Source organism: Chryseobacterium mulctrae, assembly GCF_006175945.1.
Classification (GTDB): domain Bacteria; phylum Bacteroidota; class Bacteroidia; order Flavobacteriales; family Weeksellaceae; genus Chryseobacterium; species Chryseobacterium mulctrae.
Genome location: NZ_VAJL01000001.1, coordinates 48,745 through 66,148, shown reverse-complemented (window position 1 = coordinate 66,148; position 17,404 = coordinate 48,745). Strand labels below are relative to the sequence as shown.

Sequence of the window (17,404 nt, the reverse complement as noted above, 5' to 3'; positions counted from 1 at the left end):
AATCGAATTACAGCTTTTAATGATTTTTTAGTATTATAATCTTGATATGGTGATCAATATATACAAATTACAGTAAATATTCAACTATGCAGATAATTCCATCTCCAAATTTAATACCTTATATTAAACATTACCTTTTCTTGGATTTGATGGATTTTCATAATGGCCTTTTTCGGACATTCGCTGATGGTAATACCGGTATCGTATTCTGCTTGGGTAAAGGTGCTTTATATAAAGATGGAGTCAAGCTTCCAAAAGTATTTTGTTATGGGCAAATTACAGACTACAGAGTATTGGAAACAACAGGCACACTAAGATTGATCATTGCTGTCTTCAGACCTTTCGGAATGAGCAGCATATTGCACACGCCCGCCGGAGAATTAAAAAATAAAATAATTGATTTGGAATCCGTTATAGATAATAGTGTTAGTATTATATATGAGGCTCTTTATGAAACGGCATTAAATCTGGAAATAGCAAAAAACCTAAATGATTATTTCAGCATATTATTGCAAAAAAGAGAAGTGCATATGTTTTCTATGATAGCCGCTGCAACAAATTGGATAGCAGAGCGTAATGGATTGTTTAAAGCTGAAGAACTCATTCATTTCACAGGTTACAGTCAGCGTACTATTGAAAGGGCTTTTCATAATCTGGTGGGACTTGCACCTAAAAAATTAGGAGGTATCATAAGGCTTCATCATTTTCTGGGAGAAGTCCGTGGGACAGGAAATAAGTGTAATTTTACACCAAAAGTTTTTGATTCTGGTTACTTTGATCAGGCACATATGATACGAGAATTTCGAAAGATAACGGGTCTTACACCAACAACTTACCATGTAAAGTCTAAGCGTCTTGCTGTAAATGTTATTGTATTACCTGACGAAAATATACAATTATAGATTATTTTAACTCCATAGATTTGTCAAAAAAAATAATGGAAGATTTAATAATCGCAACGGCACAGTTTGAAAATAGAAGTGCCGATAAAAAATATAATCTATCACAAATCGCAAATTTATCAGATAGAGCAGCTTCGCAAGGTGCAAAAGTCATCGTTTTTCATGAATGTTCAGTTACGGGCTACACTTTTGCAAGAAATTTAGACAGGCAGGCCTTGCTAGAAATAGCAGAATATCTTCCTGAGAGCTCAAGCATCAAAGTACTTACTGAAATTGCCGCTAAAAATCAAATTGCAGTGTGTGCAGGTTTATTCGAAAAAGATGAGAACGATAATATTTTCAAAGCATACGTGTGTGTTAACGAAACCGGCATTGTGGCTAAATACAGAAAGCTTCATCCGTTCATCAATCCGCACCTGAGTCCAGGTAACAGCTACTGTGTATTTAATCTTTATGGCTGGAATTTTGGGATCCTTATTTGCTATGACAATAACATCATTGAAAATGTAAGAGCTACCAAACTTTTGGGAGCTGATGTATTATTGATGCCACATGTAACGATGTGTACACCCTCACCACGACCAGGCGCAGGTTTTGTAGATAGTAATCTTTGGTATAATAGAGAAAAAGAAAGTAATCAGTTACGTAAAGAATTTAATGGTCCTAAAGGGAGAGAATGGTTAATGAAGTGGTTGCCGGCGCGAGCATTTGACAATGCGATGTATTGTGTGTTTTCAAACCCAATCGGAATGGATGATGACCAATTGAAAAATGGCTGTTCTATGATCGTAGATCCTTTTGGAAATATAACTGCAGAATGCACCATTTTAGGTTCTGACATCGCAATTGCTACTATAACAGCTGATTCACTTCAGACTGCCGGTGGAAACCGATATATAAAAGCTAGAAGACCTGAATTATATAAAAATATTATTGGGGCAGAACATGCCTCAGAACAGAAAGTTGCATGGCTTAATATTGAACAGGAATAAAGGATATAATCTAATCAAATGCACGATGATTCAATGAATAGTTCTGGTATAAAATATGATAATAATATAGTGAGGATTTAGTTTAGATCTCAACTCATCTTACTTGATGGATATAACAATTAAATGTGACTTAAAAACTTGTTTATTCAGGTGTAATGATTACCAAAAATTAGACTATTTATGAAAAATAAAATTTACCTGCTATTAACAGTATTCATTCTTTCATCGTGCCATTCTCAAGATAATAAAACTGTTGATCTAGCAAAAATATCAAGTGACTTTGATGTCTCGAAATTTTATGGGAACAAGATTAAAAAGACCAATGAGATCATTTCGAAAGACCCTAAAAGTATGAGTAAGAAAGAAGCCTTGAATCTTTTAAATAATGCTTTTTTTGTGAAAGATACTTTAGGGTATTATAAAACAGACGGGAGATTTCCTACAGATCTTTCTTTAGAACCTACAAATGACTGGATGGTAAGAAATAAAAAACCAACCGAAATATTTGGTTATGGCTATAAAACGGTAGCATATGACCCGCAAAAGGATACGATTGCGATTTTAAATACAGTCGCATTTCCCAAAATGGATATGGTTGAAGATCATAAAGGCAACTTAATGTATCTTGAGGTGGGCAAGACTTCAAAAAACGCAACCGACTATAATAAAATCAAAGAATACATTAGTAAAAATTGTAAAAAAGTTATTGTAGATGACAGTGATCCAAATGCCTCTTATTGGGAAGGTGAACATTTGTACTATTATCTTTTTAAGGAAGATAATAGAGTAGAGGATACCTCTTATGATTCACAGGGCAATAAAAAATCTAACTCTGTAAACGTAACAGAAATTAAATTATCAATGTTTGAAAAGTCTTACATTAGAAAGATGGAAGAACTGAAGATTTATTCAGTGGGGAATAAATTTTGGAAAAAAAACCTGTGATGAAATTAATATTGTATTATAAATAAAATAAGACGAATTGAGATTGTAAAATAAATAGACCTGTTAATACTTTTTGATGTAGATTTAAAGAAAATTAATCAATCACAAAATGAAAACAATCAAATACATTAGTTTTATATTATTTCCTTTTTTAGTTGTTTCTCAAAATGTAGCAGACAAATATGTTATTGATGAAGATGGAATTGCGGGTGAAAAGCTTGATCCGAGCAAAACCTATGATCAAAATGTCAATTCAAATAATATTATCTATACTTCAAGGAAAAAATTCATGTTTTCTTATTACTATCAAAACGCTAAAGGGGAGAGATTCTTAATAAAAAAAGGAAAAGATATACTACAACCGGAAGGCTATACCGTTGCTGACTGGGAATTTGTTGATAGTCATACCCAAGATAAAGAAACTGTTCATACAATTAGTTTACAAGTCAATTTAGGTAATCCGTTTACTGACATTCCGGATTATAATCAGACCTCAATCAGTTATGAATATTTGATGAAAAGTGGGGAGATTTTCAATATGGAAACTACCGGTGCAATTGAAAATAAAATGAATGTGTGGATTCACCCACCGAGAAGTAGCTTTTTCCAAGTATTAGAGCTCAATCCTTTTCCCTATATAAAAGAACCTTATAAGATAGGGACCAAATGGAGTTGGAAATTGCAAATTGGAGATCACTGGTCAGATAAAAGATGGCTGGAGTGGAAAGGTGTAATTGAAAATCTTTACACTTATGAGATCGTGGATAAAAAAATGATTACAACTCGATTCGGAAATTTAGAATGTTTTGTAATAAACGCTAAAGCAAACAGCAGAATAGGTGAAACAACATTACGTTCATACTTTAACCCTCTTTTTGGTTTTATAAAATTGGAGTATCAAAATATCGATGGAAGTACAATGGTATTTGAACTAGAAAAGATAGAATGATGAAAATTATAACCGGAAAGTAAAAAAGTCACTTGCAAAATTTAAGAAATGCAATATGATAGTTTTTATGCGATTATAAATTTTTATTAACCACATCTATCAAGTGATCAATATCAAAAGGTTTTTCTATGTAGTCATCGGCATTACAGTTTTTAGCCTTTTTAGGTAAATCAAAAGATGTTGAAGTTAAGATGGCTGATAAATCTTCAGTTTCAGGCTCAGATTTTAATTCTGCAATAACCTCAGATCCACTTTTCTTTCCTTTGATATGATCATCCACGATAAGAACATCTGGATCAATTTCTTCAATTTGGTCTATAGGCTCTGTTATAAATGATGGAACAACATCGAATCCTTCGTCTGTTAGCACTTCATCCATTATGTTAAGGATTTCTTCATTATCCTGGATAAGCACAATTTTTTTATCCATTACCTGTTAATTTTAAGGCACAAATGTACAAATAAAATAAAATTAAGTAAACAAAATTTCAACATTTTAGAATTATTATGAGAATTTTAAAGTTAGAATTTTTTAATTCGAGTTATTTTGATATAGGCTTGAAGACCTTTTTTATAATTGAATACTCTATCTCAAAAGTCATATGAATGGATTAGTGATAAGTGTACTCAGTTCCGAAAAGTTAGCTGATTGCAACAGATTTCAATACTTCTTGTGATTTATCTAATGAAATAATTTAAAATACAATATACTTTCCTTGATTATTTTATCTGAGTGAAAAAAAATAAGATGAAGCTAAAATTAAAACTGAGCTAAAGCAATTAAGATTATTTTTCACTAATCCCATCTAATTAATCTTTTTTTGAAGAAATTCTTTTCTTGTACCCTCATATAGTTTAGGATTATATGAAGGCATAAATATTCTTATTAAGTGTTGTAAATCAATTATTTGTATTTTAAAAGAGTGTGGTTATTTACAAATTTTTACGTCAATATTTATAAATAGTTCCTACAGTTTATTGTGAACAGTACTTTATGATTCTATATTTGTCACACATTAAATAAGACACCAAATCATAAAGTATAAAAATTTTCATCATTCAGTTTTCATGTAGAATATCAGGGTTCGGTAATCTAGGAAAAAGAACCCTGTTCTCTACAATTATTGATGAACATATATATAGACACCAAAATTTCACATTATATTATCTGAAAACCGAGTTTCATAGTAGACTCGGTTTTTTATATGGTTATGTATGCATTTCAGAGAAGTTTATTTTCTCTACTTCTGGTGTTTTTGATCGATATTGTTACCTGCAAATGCGTCTAAATTTAAGTATTAAAATAAAGATTTTCAATGAAAACAAGTGAGGAATAGATATTTCTCGTTAAATATTTATCAATTAGAATAAAGATCAGTGATTAGTATTTTCTTTTCCAAAAGGAAGAAACATCAATTCCGGAGATTTTTTAAGACTCGTTTATCTTCTGCCTCCGGAAAAAAACTTGACGTGTTGTCAAACAAAAGCGAAGGTATGTCGAAAAATTACATGGAAAGATATTAATTGCGATTATTGTGAGGTATATGATTGTTCTACTGTAGATCTGAAAAATAAAATTGACTTACCATCAATCGGATTTACATTACCCAATATTATTACCCAATATTTGAATTCAAGAGATATTTTTACAAATGGAAGAGCAGCCGGTTCTGATAAAAATTGAATAGAAAAAGACGTTCCTAAAACTCTTTCTATTTAGGATAGACATTACACACTCTCTTGACATGAATACCGATTTTCATTATAATAATTAAAAAAAATAGAATTAGAAAATGAAAATCATAAAATTTCATTACGTATAACAATTTTCTTAATCTACAAAGTCTAATGTTTATTAAAAACTAGTAATCATCCCGTCACCTATTATTCCCGAATTATCTGAAATTACAAAATCCATTCCTGTATATAATTTTCCCAAGAATAAATCCGCGTTAATCAATGTAACATCAACCTTTTCAGAATCGCCCGGAAAAATGAGTTCTGTGTGAGTAAATTCCTGAACTCCTATATATGCTACTAATTCAAAAGGAAACTTGAAAGAGGCACGGAAACCCGATGAGACAGGAGTAACCAATCCTCCTTTTTCTGTTGTATAATAATTAATTAATGCGGTAAAATGTACAATCTTTTTCATAATAATTTAGATCAGACAAAAGTAGAAAAAACGATTGAGAACAGCTTTAAGCAGAAACTTAGAACTTTAATAGTAATGAATAATTTACATATTTAATAGAAAATATATTGCTATTGTCTCAACACTAGACTGAAAGTAGTTTTTCTACTCCTGAAGAAACATCATCCATATCAAAAGGTTTTGCGATGAACATATCTGCACCGGCACTGTTTGCTATTTCCTTACCATCAACGCTTGCAGATAGAATAATAACAGGCAGGTCTTTTAACTCATCAGTTGTTCTTATCGTTCTAAGCAATTGATCACCTGAAAGAACCGGCATCCAAAGATCCATGAGTAAAATATCAGGGTTAATATTGCTTATTTGTTTAATAAGATTGGTACTGTTGTTTTCTAAAAAAAAGTATGGCCGTCAATCTCAAGCATCATTTGAAGAACCTCAAGGATGCTGTCATCATCATCACAGATCATTATTTTTTTACCTTGCATTTCTATTCTTTTTTCTTCTTAATAATTGGTAACGTAAAGTTAAAAGTTGATCCTGTACCAATTTCACTTTCAACCCAAAGTGTCCCATTGTGTTTAGCAATGATCTCACGACATATATAAAGACCTATTCCCATTCCGGGGAATTTTTTTTGAATATCTCTTGCCCTGAAAAATCTTTCAAATATTTTAGAATGATCCTGTTGACTGATTCCCATTCCATAATCTGTTACTGAAACTTTTACAAAATTTCCGACCCTGTTACAATAGATATCAATTTTATCGGAGCCGGGTGAATATTTGATGGCATTTGAAACCAAATTATTGATGACTTGGGAGATCTGCAGCTCGTCACCAAAAATGGTGGCCTTCGTATTGCTGCTGATATTTATCGTGTAGTCTGTTGCAAGAGAAAGATTCTCTACTGTATCATGGATAAGCGTATCAATCTGAAACGGTTCATTATGGATTTCTATATTCCCGGACTGTATTTTGGAAGTATCCAGCAGTTCAGAAATCAGGTTATTAAGTCTGTTAACATTAAGGGAGACTTTTTCCAGAGTTGTCAAGAATTTTTCAGAGGCTTCTTCCGGAGCCATTCGAGTAAGAATCTGTACAAATCCTTTAATTGTAGTTAAAGGTGTTTTTAATTCATGACTTGCAATGGAAAGAAAATCATCTTTTCTACGGTCAATTTCTTTTTTTTCTGTAATATCTTCAATAGCAATTAATATTCTGTCTTTATACTGCCCTTCAAACTCTATTCGGTAAGCGTTAACAAGCATAATTTTTCTTCCGATATATGGGAAATCATGTTCTACTTCAAAATCGATAACGGGATTATTGGTAGGAAGAATTTTCATTAACAGTTCTTTTAAAGCCTCAATATTCCATTGGTGATTTCCCAATTCAAACAATATTTTCCCTACAGTATCTTCTTGTGTTACTTTAAATGAATTCAGGAAGTGAGTATTGGCACTTAAAACCCGGTAATCGGCATCAAGAACTAAAAGAGATTCTCTCACGGTTTGAATAATACTCGAAAGAAATGCTTCATTATCGTGAAGTTCCTTGGTTCGTTCGAGGATCTTTTTCTCAGCCGATGCCTTCTCATCTCGTAATTCGTTTTCTGCTTTTTTCCGGTCACTGATATCATTTTGAACCCCAATGAAATGGGTAACATCTCCTTCATTATTTTTTACGGGCGATATGATAAGTTCATTCCAAAATAATTTACCGTCTTTCCTGTAGTTTCTGATTTCCAAATGACATTCTTTACCGTTCTTTACAGCGTCCTTTATTTGTTCTCTTTCAGGCTGTGTGCGATCTTTTGCCTGAAGAAAACGACAATTGTGTCCGATAATTTCGTTATGAGCATATCCTGTAATGTCCTCAAAAGCTTTATTACAATAGATAATAGGGTTGTCAGGCTGTTTGTTATCAGTAATTATTATTCCTGATTTTGCGGAGTTTAATGCCTGTAGATAAATATTATTATCGAGATTGTCATTGATAGAGTTTAGGTGGTCGTATATTGTTTCCAAATCTTCCTATTTTAATTAAATAATTGAAAAGCAGAACTGCATGTCTGATTTCATGTTATTTAAAGTTTATTCCAAACTTAACCAAAATTTAAGCCATATATAAAAACTAAAGGTAAAGAAATTCATCATTTTTCAAATTTATTAACTATTTATATTGTTCCTCAACCTCTATAAAGAATTATAATTTAATTAATAAAAACCTTAATTATAAATTATTCTGTTAGTGAATAGAACTTTTATGGTACGGTTTCAAGAAAATATAATAAATTTGCAATTAATACGTTATAGTAATATACAATCCGGTAATGTACCGGAAATTTCAACTTTCTTCTTATCTCAACACCAGATTTAGCATATCAGTTTGTTCGCTTTAAGTAGATCAAATATGATATCTATGTCACAAAAAATAAAATTCTCATCCGCTTCAGGTTCTCGTTTTTATGCAACAGTCAGGAGCAGGGTTGATGATTTTTTCAATCAACGTCAGGTAAGCCAACATGCAAATAAGCTAATGTGGGGTAAGACCATATTTTTCCTTTCAGGGTTCACAGGGATATATCTTTTAATCATCTCTGGACTTATGCCTATTTGGATGCTCCTTCCATTAGCTGTTTTATTGGGCATGTTCAGCGCCTTTGTAGGTTTCAATGTTTGCCATGATGCTATACATGGTGCACTTTCAGGAAATAAAAAAGTAAATAAACTGTTTGGCTTTATTTTTAATCTTATTGGTGCCAATCCATATGTTTGGAGCATCACCCATAATGTTGTTCACCACACCTATACCAATATTCCCGGACACGATGAAGATATTGAAGTAGCGCCAGGATTGATACGTATTGCTGCCGAAGATGAAGTGAATTCTATCCAGCGATATCAACATTGGTATGCATTTCCGCTTTATAGCTTGGCATCTTTGTCATGGGTATTCCGTAAAGATTATCTGAAGTTTTTCCAAAAAAAAATTGGTGCGCATCAGAGCAAGCATCCTAAATTGGAGTATTTCAATTTATTTTTTTATAAAGCGCTTTATTATTTTCTGTTTATTATACTTCCATTATTAGTGCTGGATGTGAGTTGGTGGCAGTTTTTAATTGGTTTTCTCTTGTTACATATCGCCGAAGGATTAACAATGGGTCTGGTTTTTCAGTTGGCTCACGTTGTGGAAGGTACCGATTTTCCACTGCCTAATGAAACCGGACAAATGGAAGAGGCTTGGGCGGAACATCAGATGCGTACAACTGCAAATTTTGCAACCCATAATAAACTTGCCGCATTTTTTCTTGGTGGACTCAACAGGCAGATCGAACATCACTTGTTTCCTAAAGTCTGTCACATCCATTACGGTGAGATATCCGTTATTGTAAAAGAGACTGCAATGGAGTTCAATTTGCCTTATATTGAAAATAAAAGTTTTCTTTCTGCCCTTCGCTCGCATTTTGTAACACTTAAAAAATTTGGTAAAGAGTCGGTCATGAACTAGCTTAAGATTAATTATCCAAAAATTACTTAGGGAATAAATATAAAATACCTTTATTTAAGCAGCTTTAGATTTGTTCCTGTATTTTTTGTCATGGTCTTTTTTCAATTGCTCCAGAAAGTAGATCAGCGAAATCTTACATGATTTTTGAAAATAAGATTCGAATTCACCTGCGGAATGGTATCCGCACATCGATCCAAGATCTGCAGACTTGTAGTCTCTGTATTTTGGTTGGTTGAATAATTTTTTTATGATAAAATCAATTCTTAATCGGTGTAAATATAATTCTGCGCTGACTGATTCATGTTTCATAATCACTTCCTGTAGATATTTGAATTCAACATTCAGGTCATTTAACAGAGTTTCTAATGAAGTTTCTTTGTCAAGAAATTTCTCAGATTGTTTAAAGTGATTTAACCCTTCGACAATTCTTTTCTCCATACTAGTTGAATACATTTTCTGAAAATCATTTTGAATGAGTAGGTTATCAACTGGCTTTGAAACGAAAGAATCTCTACTTTCTTTCTGCACCTTTTTCTTGTAATCATTTGATAGATTATTTACAAGTTTTCGATATCTTTTTCTAAGAATAAAATTTCTTCTCTTATTAACAATAAATATTCCTGCAGTAAGTGCAAGGAATCCATTGATTTGAAACTGATGTAAAGCATATTTTTGCGCTAAAGAGAATGATTCAACAAATCCGAATACGTTGTTATCTTGACCATGTAATAAACCTGCATGGAAAATAGAGTAAATGCCAGTCATGAAAAATTTACATTTCATAAGATAGGTAATATTAAGTGATAAAAATTCAGATTAATTTTTGATATACAATTAATGAACCAAATTGGTAAATTCAGATTATCTTATACAAATAAAACATAAATAATCTTTTATTTGTAAATAGTTGCACGTATTTTTATCAACTCTACAAATGAGTTGATGATTTTTTAAACAGCGGTTTGAAACAACTAATTGGAGGCTGAAATATTGAATAAAAAAGTATTATTTACTTCCAGCTTTTAACAGACCATTGTTATAATTTTTACTGTTAATCGGTAAGCTTTTCTCCGTTGATAGGCAGTACAAAAGAGAATACAGTACTTTCATTCTTAGAGCTCTGAACTTCTATTGTACCGTTATGCAGTTCGATAATTTCTTTACAAAGATAAAGTCCGATACCAAATCCCGATGTACTTCTGCTGTTAATATCTTTCACCCGATAATAACGTTCGAATATCCGTTCCTGATCTTCTCTGGATATACCGATTCCCTGATCTTGAACATTTATTTTTAAGCTGTTGTTATCTGTTGTAAGATATTCTACGGTAATTGAGGTGTTAATAGGAGAGTACTTAATCGCATTTCCAATAAGGTTATGGAGTACCTGCGATATTTTGTCGCGATCTGCAAATAGGGTTAAGGAGCCAGATATTTTAAAAATAAAATTACGCGTATGATTGGTTGAAAGAACCTCATGCTCAATTTCAGTGAATAATATTTGGAGATCAAATTCGGTTTTTTCTATATGCATCTGCCCGGAATCAAGTCGTGAAACATTTAGAAAACCATTAATCATACTGTTCATATAATCCACCTGCTTTACAGATTTCTCTAACATATTCTTTTGTTTAGAGTTTTCTATATTTACCTCCGTCCGTTGTAGCAGTTGAAGATATGTCTTCAGTGAAGTGAGCGGTGTTTTAAGTTCGTGGCTTACCATTCCCATAAAATCGTCTTTTCGCTGTTCCTCTTTTTTTTGTTCAGTGATATCCCTAAGAGTACCGTTTAGACTTAAAGCATTGCCTTTTTTATCATAAAAAACTCTTCCGTTCGCTTGCAGCAGTCTTACCTTTTTATCGGTATTGTTTTGAATTCGATACTCTATAAAATAATGACCATCAGAGTTCTTGCTTAAAGAATGTGTAATAGCATTAATTACCCCATCTCGATCTTCTGGAAGGATGACAGCCAATGCAACGGAAAGATCTAAATTTTCTTCAGACGACAGTCCAAACCAATTTTTAAGAAGGGTATTTCCCGAAAAAAGGTTGGTTGCAGGCTGGTAATAAAAAGTAGCAAGTTCTCCTGCATCGATAGCCAATGCGAGCATTTGTTGATCGTTCTCATTCTTCCGACGTTCTAAAACCTGTTGAGTAATCTCCTCAAGAATAACAAGAACACCCGAAACAGTTCCATCTTCTGAGAGTATGGGTTGGTATATAGAATTGACAATAGCCTCTCTCAGTCCATCACCATCGAGCAACTTAACTGTAAATTCGGTATTAATTTGGGGCTTACCTCTATTATAAACTTCTTTAAGCCAGATATTAACGGGTTGTCCCTGCAATTCAGGACGGGCTTTTTCATGCGGAAAACCAATGACTTCAGATTCTTTGCGACCCCAAATATTGAGAATGGCTGGATTAGCGATTTCAATAATATGCTCATGACCTTTCAGCATCGCAATTCCAACCGGAGCCTGCTCAATAATAGTTCGGATATATTCCCTGTTATGAGCGAGCTGCTTTATAGAACTACTGAGCTCTTCGTTGGTAGAGGTAAGCTCTTCCAATGTTGCAGCCATTTCCTCATTGAGCGCATGTTCCCTTTCTTCTTTCTCTCGTATTTGCTGTAAAAATTCACGGCGTGATGTTACATTAAGTGCTGTATTGAGTATGCACCATGTTTTATGATGTTGATCGGTAAGTGCTTTATATTCATAATCAAAATAATCAAGCACCTCTTCTCCATTTATGATAAGTTTAGCAGGAGCTTCAGATACTGAATATGTTTTACCTGAACGCCAAACCTCCTGCAACAACTCTAAAAAAGGCTGACCTTTCAGTTCAGGAAGTGCTTCCATTAAGGGTTTACCTATTACAGAGGAATCTTTACCCCACAGCTCCAGCATGCCCGCATTTGCAAAACGGATGACCATATTTTCCCCCGAGTAGATGGAGGTTGGTGCTGGAGAGGAAGCCAATGCCTGAAGAATTAGATCAAGATTGAAACTGTTATCGGGTAAGTTTTCCTGAGTTATCATAAATATGGCAAAGATATGGAAAGTCCGTTTATTGTGATCAAATTATGGTACATGAAATGCGGGGAAAGTTAATGATGAGAAGTGTTTTTTGTGGGTATAATATTTATTTTACAGATTATCATTTTCTTTTTATAGAATGAAGATTAATATCGTGAAATGCCAGTTATTTGTGATTGACAATTTCTACTTAGTTTTAAGAAGGCTTATCCAATAATAAGACCAATATCACTGAAAAAATAGTATTGTGTTTATATTTTTTATTATTTACTTAGATAATTATTCTAATCGCTTTGATGGGCTTTAATCCAACTTGTTTGAAAAAGATTGGTATAACGATTTTAAATTTATCTCTGTTATTTTAACTTATAATCAATGGCTAATAATCATAAATCAATTTATAGTGCACTGGTCGCTAATTTGTTAATTGCATTGACAAAATTCATTGCAGGAGAATATACCAATACTATCATTAGAACAAGCTGTATTATAAACTTTTATATATTTATAAGCACATCTAACCATAAAAAAAATTATCTTTCTGAATATTCGAGCTTATTTCCATTATTCCAGCAGTACATAGCATTGTAAATACTGTCTTTTTATCATTTTATTAATGCTTTTTGAATTAGTAGGGATTATTATGTTTGTAAGCTTATAAATAAAACTTTTATAAATAGTTATTTGTATAAATAGTATAATGATATTTATTTATTTTTAAATAATTTTGCTGCTAATATGAAGAATAATATCCTTCCTGATAATGAGATAGGAAGATTGAAAAAATTAGAATTTTTTGATCTTCTGAACTTAGGCAAAGATCCTCAATTTGATGTTTTTGCAGAAACGGCATGCCTTATAGCCGATTGTCCTGCTTCTTTAATTGCGATTATGGAAAGCGAGACGCAGACCATCCAAAGCTGTATAGGTCTTGAGATCGATTCTGTAGCACGCGAGAATACGGTTTGCCAGTATTCGATAGCAAGCGGAGAAGTGGTAATTATTAATGATACGCTTTTGGATGACAGATCCAAGAATAATCCACTCATTTTGGAAGGAGGGATACGGTTCTATGTAGGGATACCATTTATTGATGACGAAGGTTTTGCATTAGGAACAATCTGTGTGATTGATTATAAGCCCAGAACTATTACAGATAGTCAGATCACGGCACTCAAAAAGCTTGCAGATGTAATTTCTAAGCTTCTAACGGCAAAGAGAAAGACCGTTTATGCAGAATATTTCCAGCAACTTTTCAATATATCCAATAATCTGATCTGTGTTTTGGATGACGAATTGAAGTTTAAAGATTTCAATCCGGTGGTCGAAAAAATATTTTCGTTAAAGAAAGAAGAAGCGATTGGGCTTAGTTTTAACCAGGTTTTCGGAGAAGGTAATAACAACCTTTCAAAGCTTAAAGATCTATCTGAGAATAATCAGGAAGTATCTTTTACTACTTCTACTGTAATGGAAGACGGAAGTTCTGTGATTGTAGAGTGGGTGTTAAAATCCAATCAGGAACTTTCTGAAATTTTCTGTTTCGGAATCAACATTACTGCACAAACGGAAGAAAAACGTCAGTTGGAAAGCTCAGAGAGACGTTTCAGGAGTTTCTTTGAAAATGCCATCGGTTTGATGAGTATGCATGACATGGAGGGCAACATTATCTCTGTTAACGAAAAAGGTAGAGAAACGCTTCATTATTCTATAGATGAGGTGAAAAATTTAAACCTTAGAGATCTTGTTCCTGAGCATAATTGGCCATCTTTAAACCAGTATCTTGATAGGATTAATAAAAACAAGGAGGATTTCGGAACCATGATTCTTAAAGCAAAGAATGGGGTAGAGCAGATCTGGATGTACCACAATGTTGTTGAGATAGATGAAGAAGGGAAGCCTTATGTAATAAGCACGGCATTGAACGTCACCGAAAGGATGACTTTAGAGAAAGATCTAATTCAGACAAAAAAAATGCTGGAGCAGACAAGTTCTGTAGCTCAAGTAGGCGGTTGGGAAGTAAATTTGAAAAAAGATACGGTATTCTGGTCTCAAAGTACCAAAGAAATTCATAAGATAAGTAACGATTTTCAGCCTAATTTAGAAAATGCCATTGGTTTTTATAAAGAAGATAGCAGAGAAAGAGTTAAATTTTTATTCAACAGAGCGGTAACAGAGGGAGTTCCGTATGATGATGAATTTCAGCTCGTGCGTAATGATGGGGTTACGATCTGGGTAAGGGTAAAAGGAATTCCGGAATTTGAAAATGGCGTTTGCAACAGGGTTTATGGAATAATTCAGGATATTGATATATTCAAAAATATGTTCCTCGATATTGCTAAAAAAGAAGCAATGATGCAATCGTTCGTAACGTATGTTCCGGTTGCCGTGGCAATGTTTGATAAAGATCTTAATTATATTTCTGTAAGCAGCAGATGGAGAGGAGAATTCAAAATGGATGAGGCAGATATTATCGGAAAGAATCTTTTTGTTGTATCACCAAACATTCCTGAAGAACGAAAAGAAATCTATCTTGCTGCTTTGCAAGGTAAAACTTATATAAATGAAGATTTTGCGATTAGTGTTGATGGCAAAGAAGAAATTCAGCATTTCGACCTTAAGGTTGGACCATGGTATCTTTCAGATAATGAAATTGGAGGGGTGATTGTGTCTGTAAAAAATATTACCAATTCTGTACATACCAATGAAGAACTTAAAAATGCCAAAAAAATGGCTGATATTGCAAGCAAGGCAAAATCAGAGTTTCTTGCTAACATGAGTCATGAAATACGCACACCTCTCAATGGAGTGATTGGGTTTTCTGATCTTCTTTTAAAAACTCCTCTTAACGATATTCAGACTCAATACCTTAATTATATTAATGAATCTGGGGAAAACCTCTTAAACATTATTAATGATATTCTGGATTTTTCTAAAATAGAATCTGGTAAAATGGAGCTTCTGATAGAGAAAAGTGATGTTTATGACATGGTAAGTCAGGTTATTAATGTGATTCTTTATCAGTCTCAGAAAAAAAATATTGAACTTCTTCTTAATATTGAGCAGGGACTTCCAAAAACTTTATTACTTGATGAATCCCGATTAAAGCAAATCCTTATCAACCTCTTAGGAAATGCTGTAAAGTTTACGGGACAAGGAGAAATTGAGCTGAAAGTAGAAAAACTCCGCATGGATGATAGCAACATTGCTCTTCGATTTTCTGTAAGAGATACAGGAATCGGAATACCTATCGAAAAGCAGAAACATATTTTTGATGCTTTCACTCAGGAAAACAGCTCTATCAGTAAGCGTTACGGAGGAACCGGTCTAGGTCTTACCATTTCAAACAATATTCTTGGATATATGGGAAGTCATTTATCGCTGATCAGTACTCCTGAAAAAGGTTCTGTATTTTTCTTCGACATTGAAATTCCTTACGAAATATCTGAATTGAAAGAAGATGATGATCTCGCTATAAAAAAAGTGCTTGTAGTAGATGATAATGAAGCGAACAGAATCATTCTTCAACACATGCTTACCTATAAAAATATAGAATCTACACTGGCTGCCAACGGAATGGAAGCTTTACAAATATTGCTGAAAGGTGAACATTTTGATGTTATATTGATGGATTATCACATGCCGATAATTTCTGGTTTGGAAACAATCGATAAGATTAAACAGTTATTTAATGAGCGGAATGAGACTTCACCATTGGTAATTCTTCATACTTCTTCAGAGGAACATGATGTTATTAATTCTTTCCGTAAGGAAGACAATTCTTATTTTCTTTTAAAGCCTATTAAATCTGACGATCTTTATAAAACACTTAGACGTGTGGCACAAAATAATGTGATAGAAGTTAATGCTCCGCAACATTCTGAAAAAGACCAGCTTTCTTTTATGAAAGAGCTAAATGTTCTTCTGGTAGACGATAATCCGGTGAATATGGTTCTGAATAATAAAATGATGAAATCACTTATACCTGACGCACATCTTACAGAAGCGGTAAACGGTCTCGAAGCTGTGGAAGAATGTAAGAAAAAAGATTTCTCTATTATCCTTATGGATGTACAGATGCCGGTGATGAATGGTCTTGAAGCCACAAAACACATTCGACTCTTACCAGGATACAAAAGCGTACCCATTATTGGTGTAACTGCAGGAAACGTTCTGGGAGAGAAAGAAAAATGTCTGGAATCGGGGATGATCGATTTTCTGCCTAAACCTTTGCGACAGGCAGATCTTTTGGAAATGCTCAAAAAACATATTGCTCCTGAAGGAGATAGCGATGTTGAGACCACAGATGAGATGGTAATGGAGAAATATATCAATATGGATTTGTTGAACGATCAGATTGGTGATAATGACGATTTCAAAGAAATATTTTTAAATCTTGTGATTAACGAACTTATCCAGACAGAGAATAATATTGTTACCATAGCGGCGGAAAAAAATGTGGACGATGCCAAAATGATTCTTCATAAGCTTAAAGGAACTGCCGGAACTGCCGGTCTTTTCAGACTTTCAGACTGCGCATTGAAATGGGAGAAAAAAGCGAATGAAAATATAGATTTTTCAGCGATGGAGAAAGAAATAAAAGAAGAAATAACAATAGGATTAGATATTATAAAAAGCTTAATGAAATAAAATCAAAAACAATGATAATTCTGATTTCAGAATGTAAAAAACTGATTATCAATAAAGTTTAGCATTGGGGGTTAAAAGTAAGGCACGCTGCTATTTTAACCCGTAATGGTAAAGAAGCAATTGATATATTAAAAGAAAAAGATGTTGATTTGGCAATTACCGATGCCATGATGCCTTTTGTTTAAGGAATTTAAATTCTTTTTGCATTACAATCCTAAAAATTTCGAAAAGAATTTAAAAATAAAGTCATTAAAATTT

11 protein-coding genes and 1 pseudogene are annotated in these 17,404 nt (G+C 33.1%); 6 read left to right on the top strand and 6 right to left on the bottom strand.

Translation table 11 applies throughout. The features are described 5' to 3' along the window. Positions 1-86 precede the first annotated feature (86 nt). From FDY99_RS00290 to FDY99_RS00275, 4 genes are all read left to right on the top strand, one after another. Positions 87-902, top strand: coding sequence for an AraC family transcriptional regulator (locus FDY99_RS00290; protein WP_139418609.1), 816 nt, complete (start codon positions 87-89; stop codon positions 900-902). A 35-nt stretch (positions 903-937) separates the two neighbouring features. Further along, positions 938-1,894 (top strand): nitrilase-related carbon-nitrogen hydrolase, encoded by a 957-nt coding sequence (locus FDY99_RS00285; protein ID WP_139418608.1) that lies wholly within the window; start codon positions 938-940, stop codon positions 1,892-1,894. Between the two features lie 180 nt (positions 1,895-2,074). Beyond that, on the top strand, positions 2,075-2,839 hold the full coding sequence (locus FDY99_RS00280; protein ID WP_139418607.1) for a hypothetical protein: 765 nt from the start codon (positions 2,075-2,077) through the stop codon (positions 2,837-2,839). Positions 2,840-2,948: 109 nt separating this feature from the next. Beyond that, positions 2,949-3,788: a hypothetical protein gene (locus tag FDY99_RS00275; protein ID WP_139418606.1), complete on the top strand. Its 840-nt coding sequence runs from the start codon at positions 2,949-2,951 to the stop codon at positions 3,786-3,788. 73 nt (positions 3,789-3,861) lie between these two features. Here FDY99_RS00275 and FDY99_RS00270 read toward each other — a convergent pair whose 3' ends face one another. The 4 genes and pseudogenes from FDY99_RS00270 to FDY99_RS00255 all read right to left on the bottom strand — a co-directional run bounded on the left by FDY99_RS00270 (position 3,862) and on the right by FDY99_RS00255 (position 7,973). Further along, positions 3,862-4,218: a response regulator gene (locus FDY99_RS00270; RefSeq protein ID WP_139418605.1), complete on the bottom strand. Its 357-nt coding sequence runs from the start codon at positions 4,216-4,218 to the stop codon at positions 3,862-3,864. Positions 4,219-5,643: 1,425 nt separating this feature from the next. Further along, complete coding sequence (locus tag FDY99_RS00265; RefSeq protein WP_139418604.1) at positions 5,644-5,943, bottom strand: hypothetical protein; 300 nt, start codon at positions 5,941-5,943, stop codon at positions 5,644-5,646. 124 nt (positions 5,944-6,067) lie between these two features. Further along, positions 6,068-6,319, bottom strand: a pseudogene (locus tag FDY99_RS00260) (response regulator); the annotation flags it as partial. A gap of 115 nt (positions 6,320-6,434) precedes the next feature. After that, a complete protein-coding gene (locus tag FDY99_RS00255) occupies positions 6,435-7,973 on the bottom strand; it encodes a PAS domain-containing sensor histidine kinase (protein WP_228448709.1) in 1,539 nt (512 codons plus the stop codon). Positions 7,974-8,367: 394 nt separating this feature from the next. On the opposite strand from FDY99_RS00255, the gene FDY99_RS00250 reads away from it, so the two are divergent. Continuing rightward, a complete protein-coding gene (locus FDY99_RS00250; RefSeq protein ID WP_139418602.1) occupies positions 8,368-9,456 on the top strand; it encodes a fatty acid desaturase family protein in 1,089 nt (362 codons plus the stop codon). A 54-nt stretch (positions 9,457-9,510) separates the two neighbouring features. Here the strand turns inward: FDY99_RS00250 and FDY99_RS00245 are convergent, their stop codons facing one another. Next, entirely contained in the window at positions 9,511-10,221 is a 711-nt protein-coding gene (locus tag FDY99_RS00245) for a hypothetical protein (protein ID WP_139418601.1), read from the bottom strand. A gap of 286 nt (positions 10,222-10,507) precedes the next feature. After that, complete coding sequence (locus FDY99_RS00240; RefSeq protein WP_139418599.1) at positions 10,508-12,502, bottom strand: PAS domain-containing sensor histidine kinase; 1,995 nt, start codon at positions 12,500-12,502, stop codon at positions 10,508-10,510. 735 nt (positions 12,503-13,237) lie between these two features. Here FDY99_RS00240 and FDY99_RS00230 point away from each other — a divergent pair. Next, positions 13,238-17,146, top strand: coding sequence for a response regulator (locus FDY99_RS00230; RefSeq protein WP_139418598.1), 3,909 nt, complete (start codon positions 13,238-13,240; stop codon positions 17,144-17,146). Positions 17,147-17,404 lie beyond the last annotated feature (258 nt).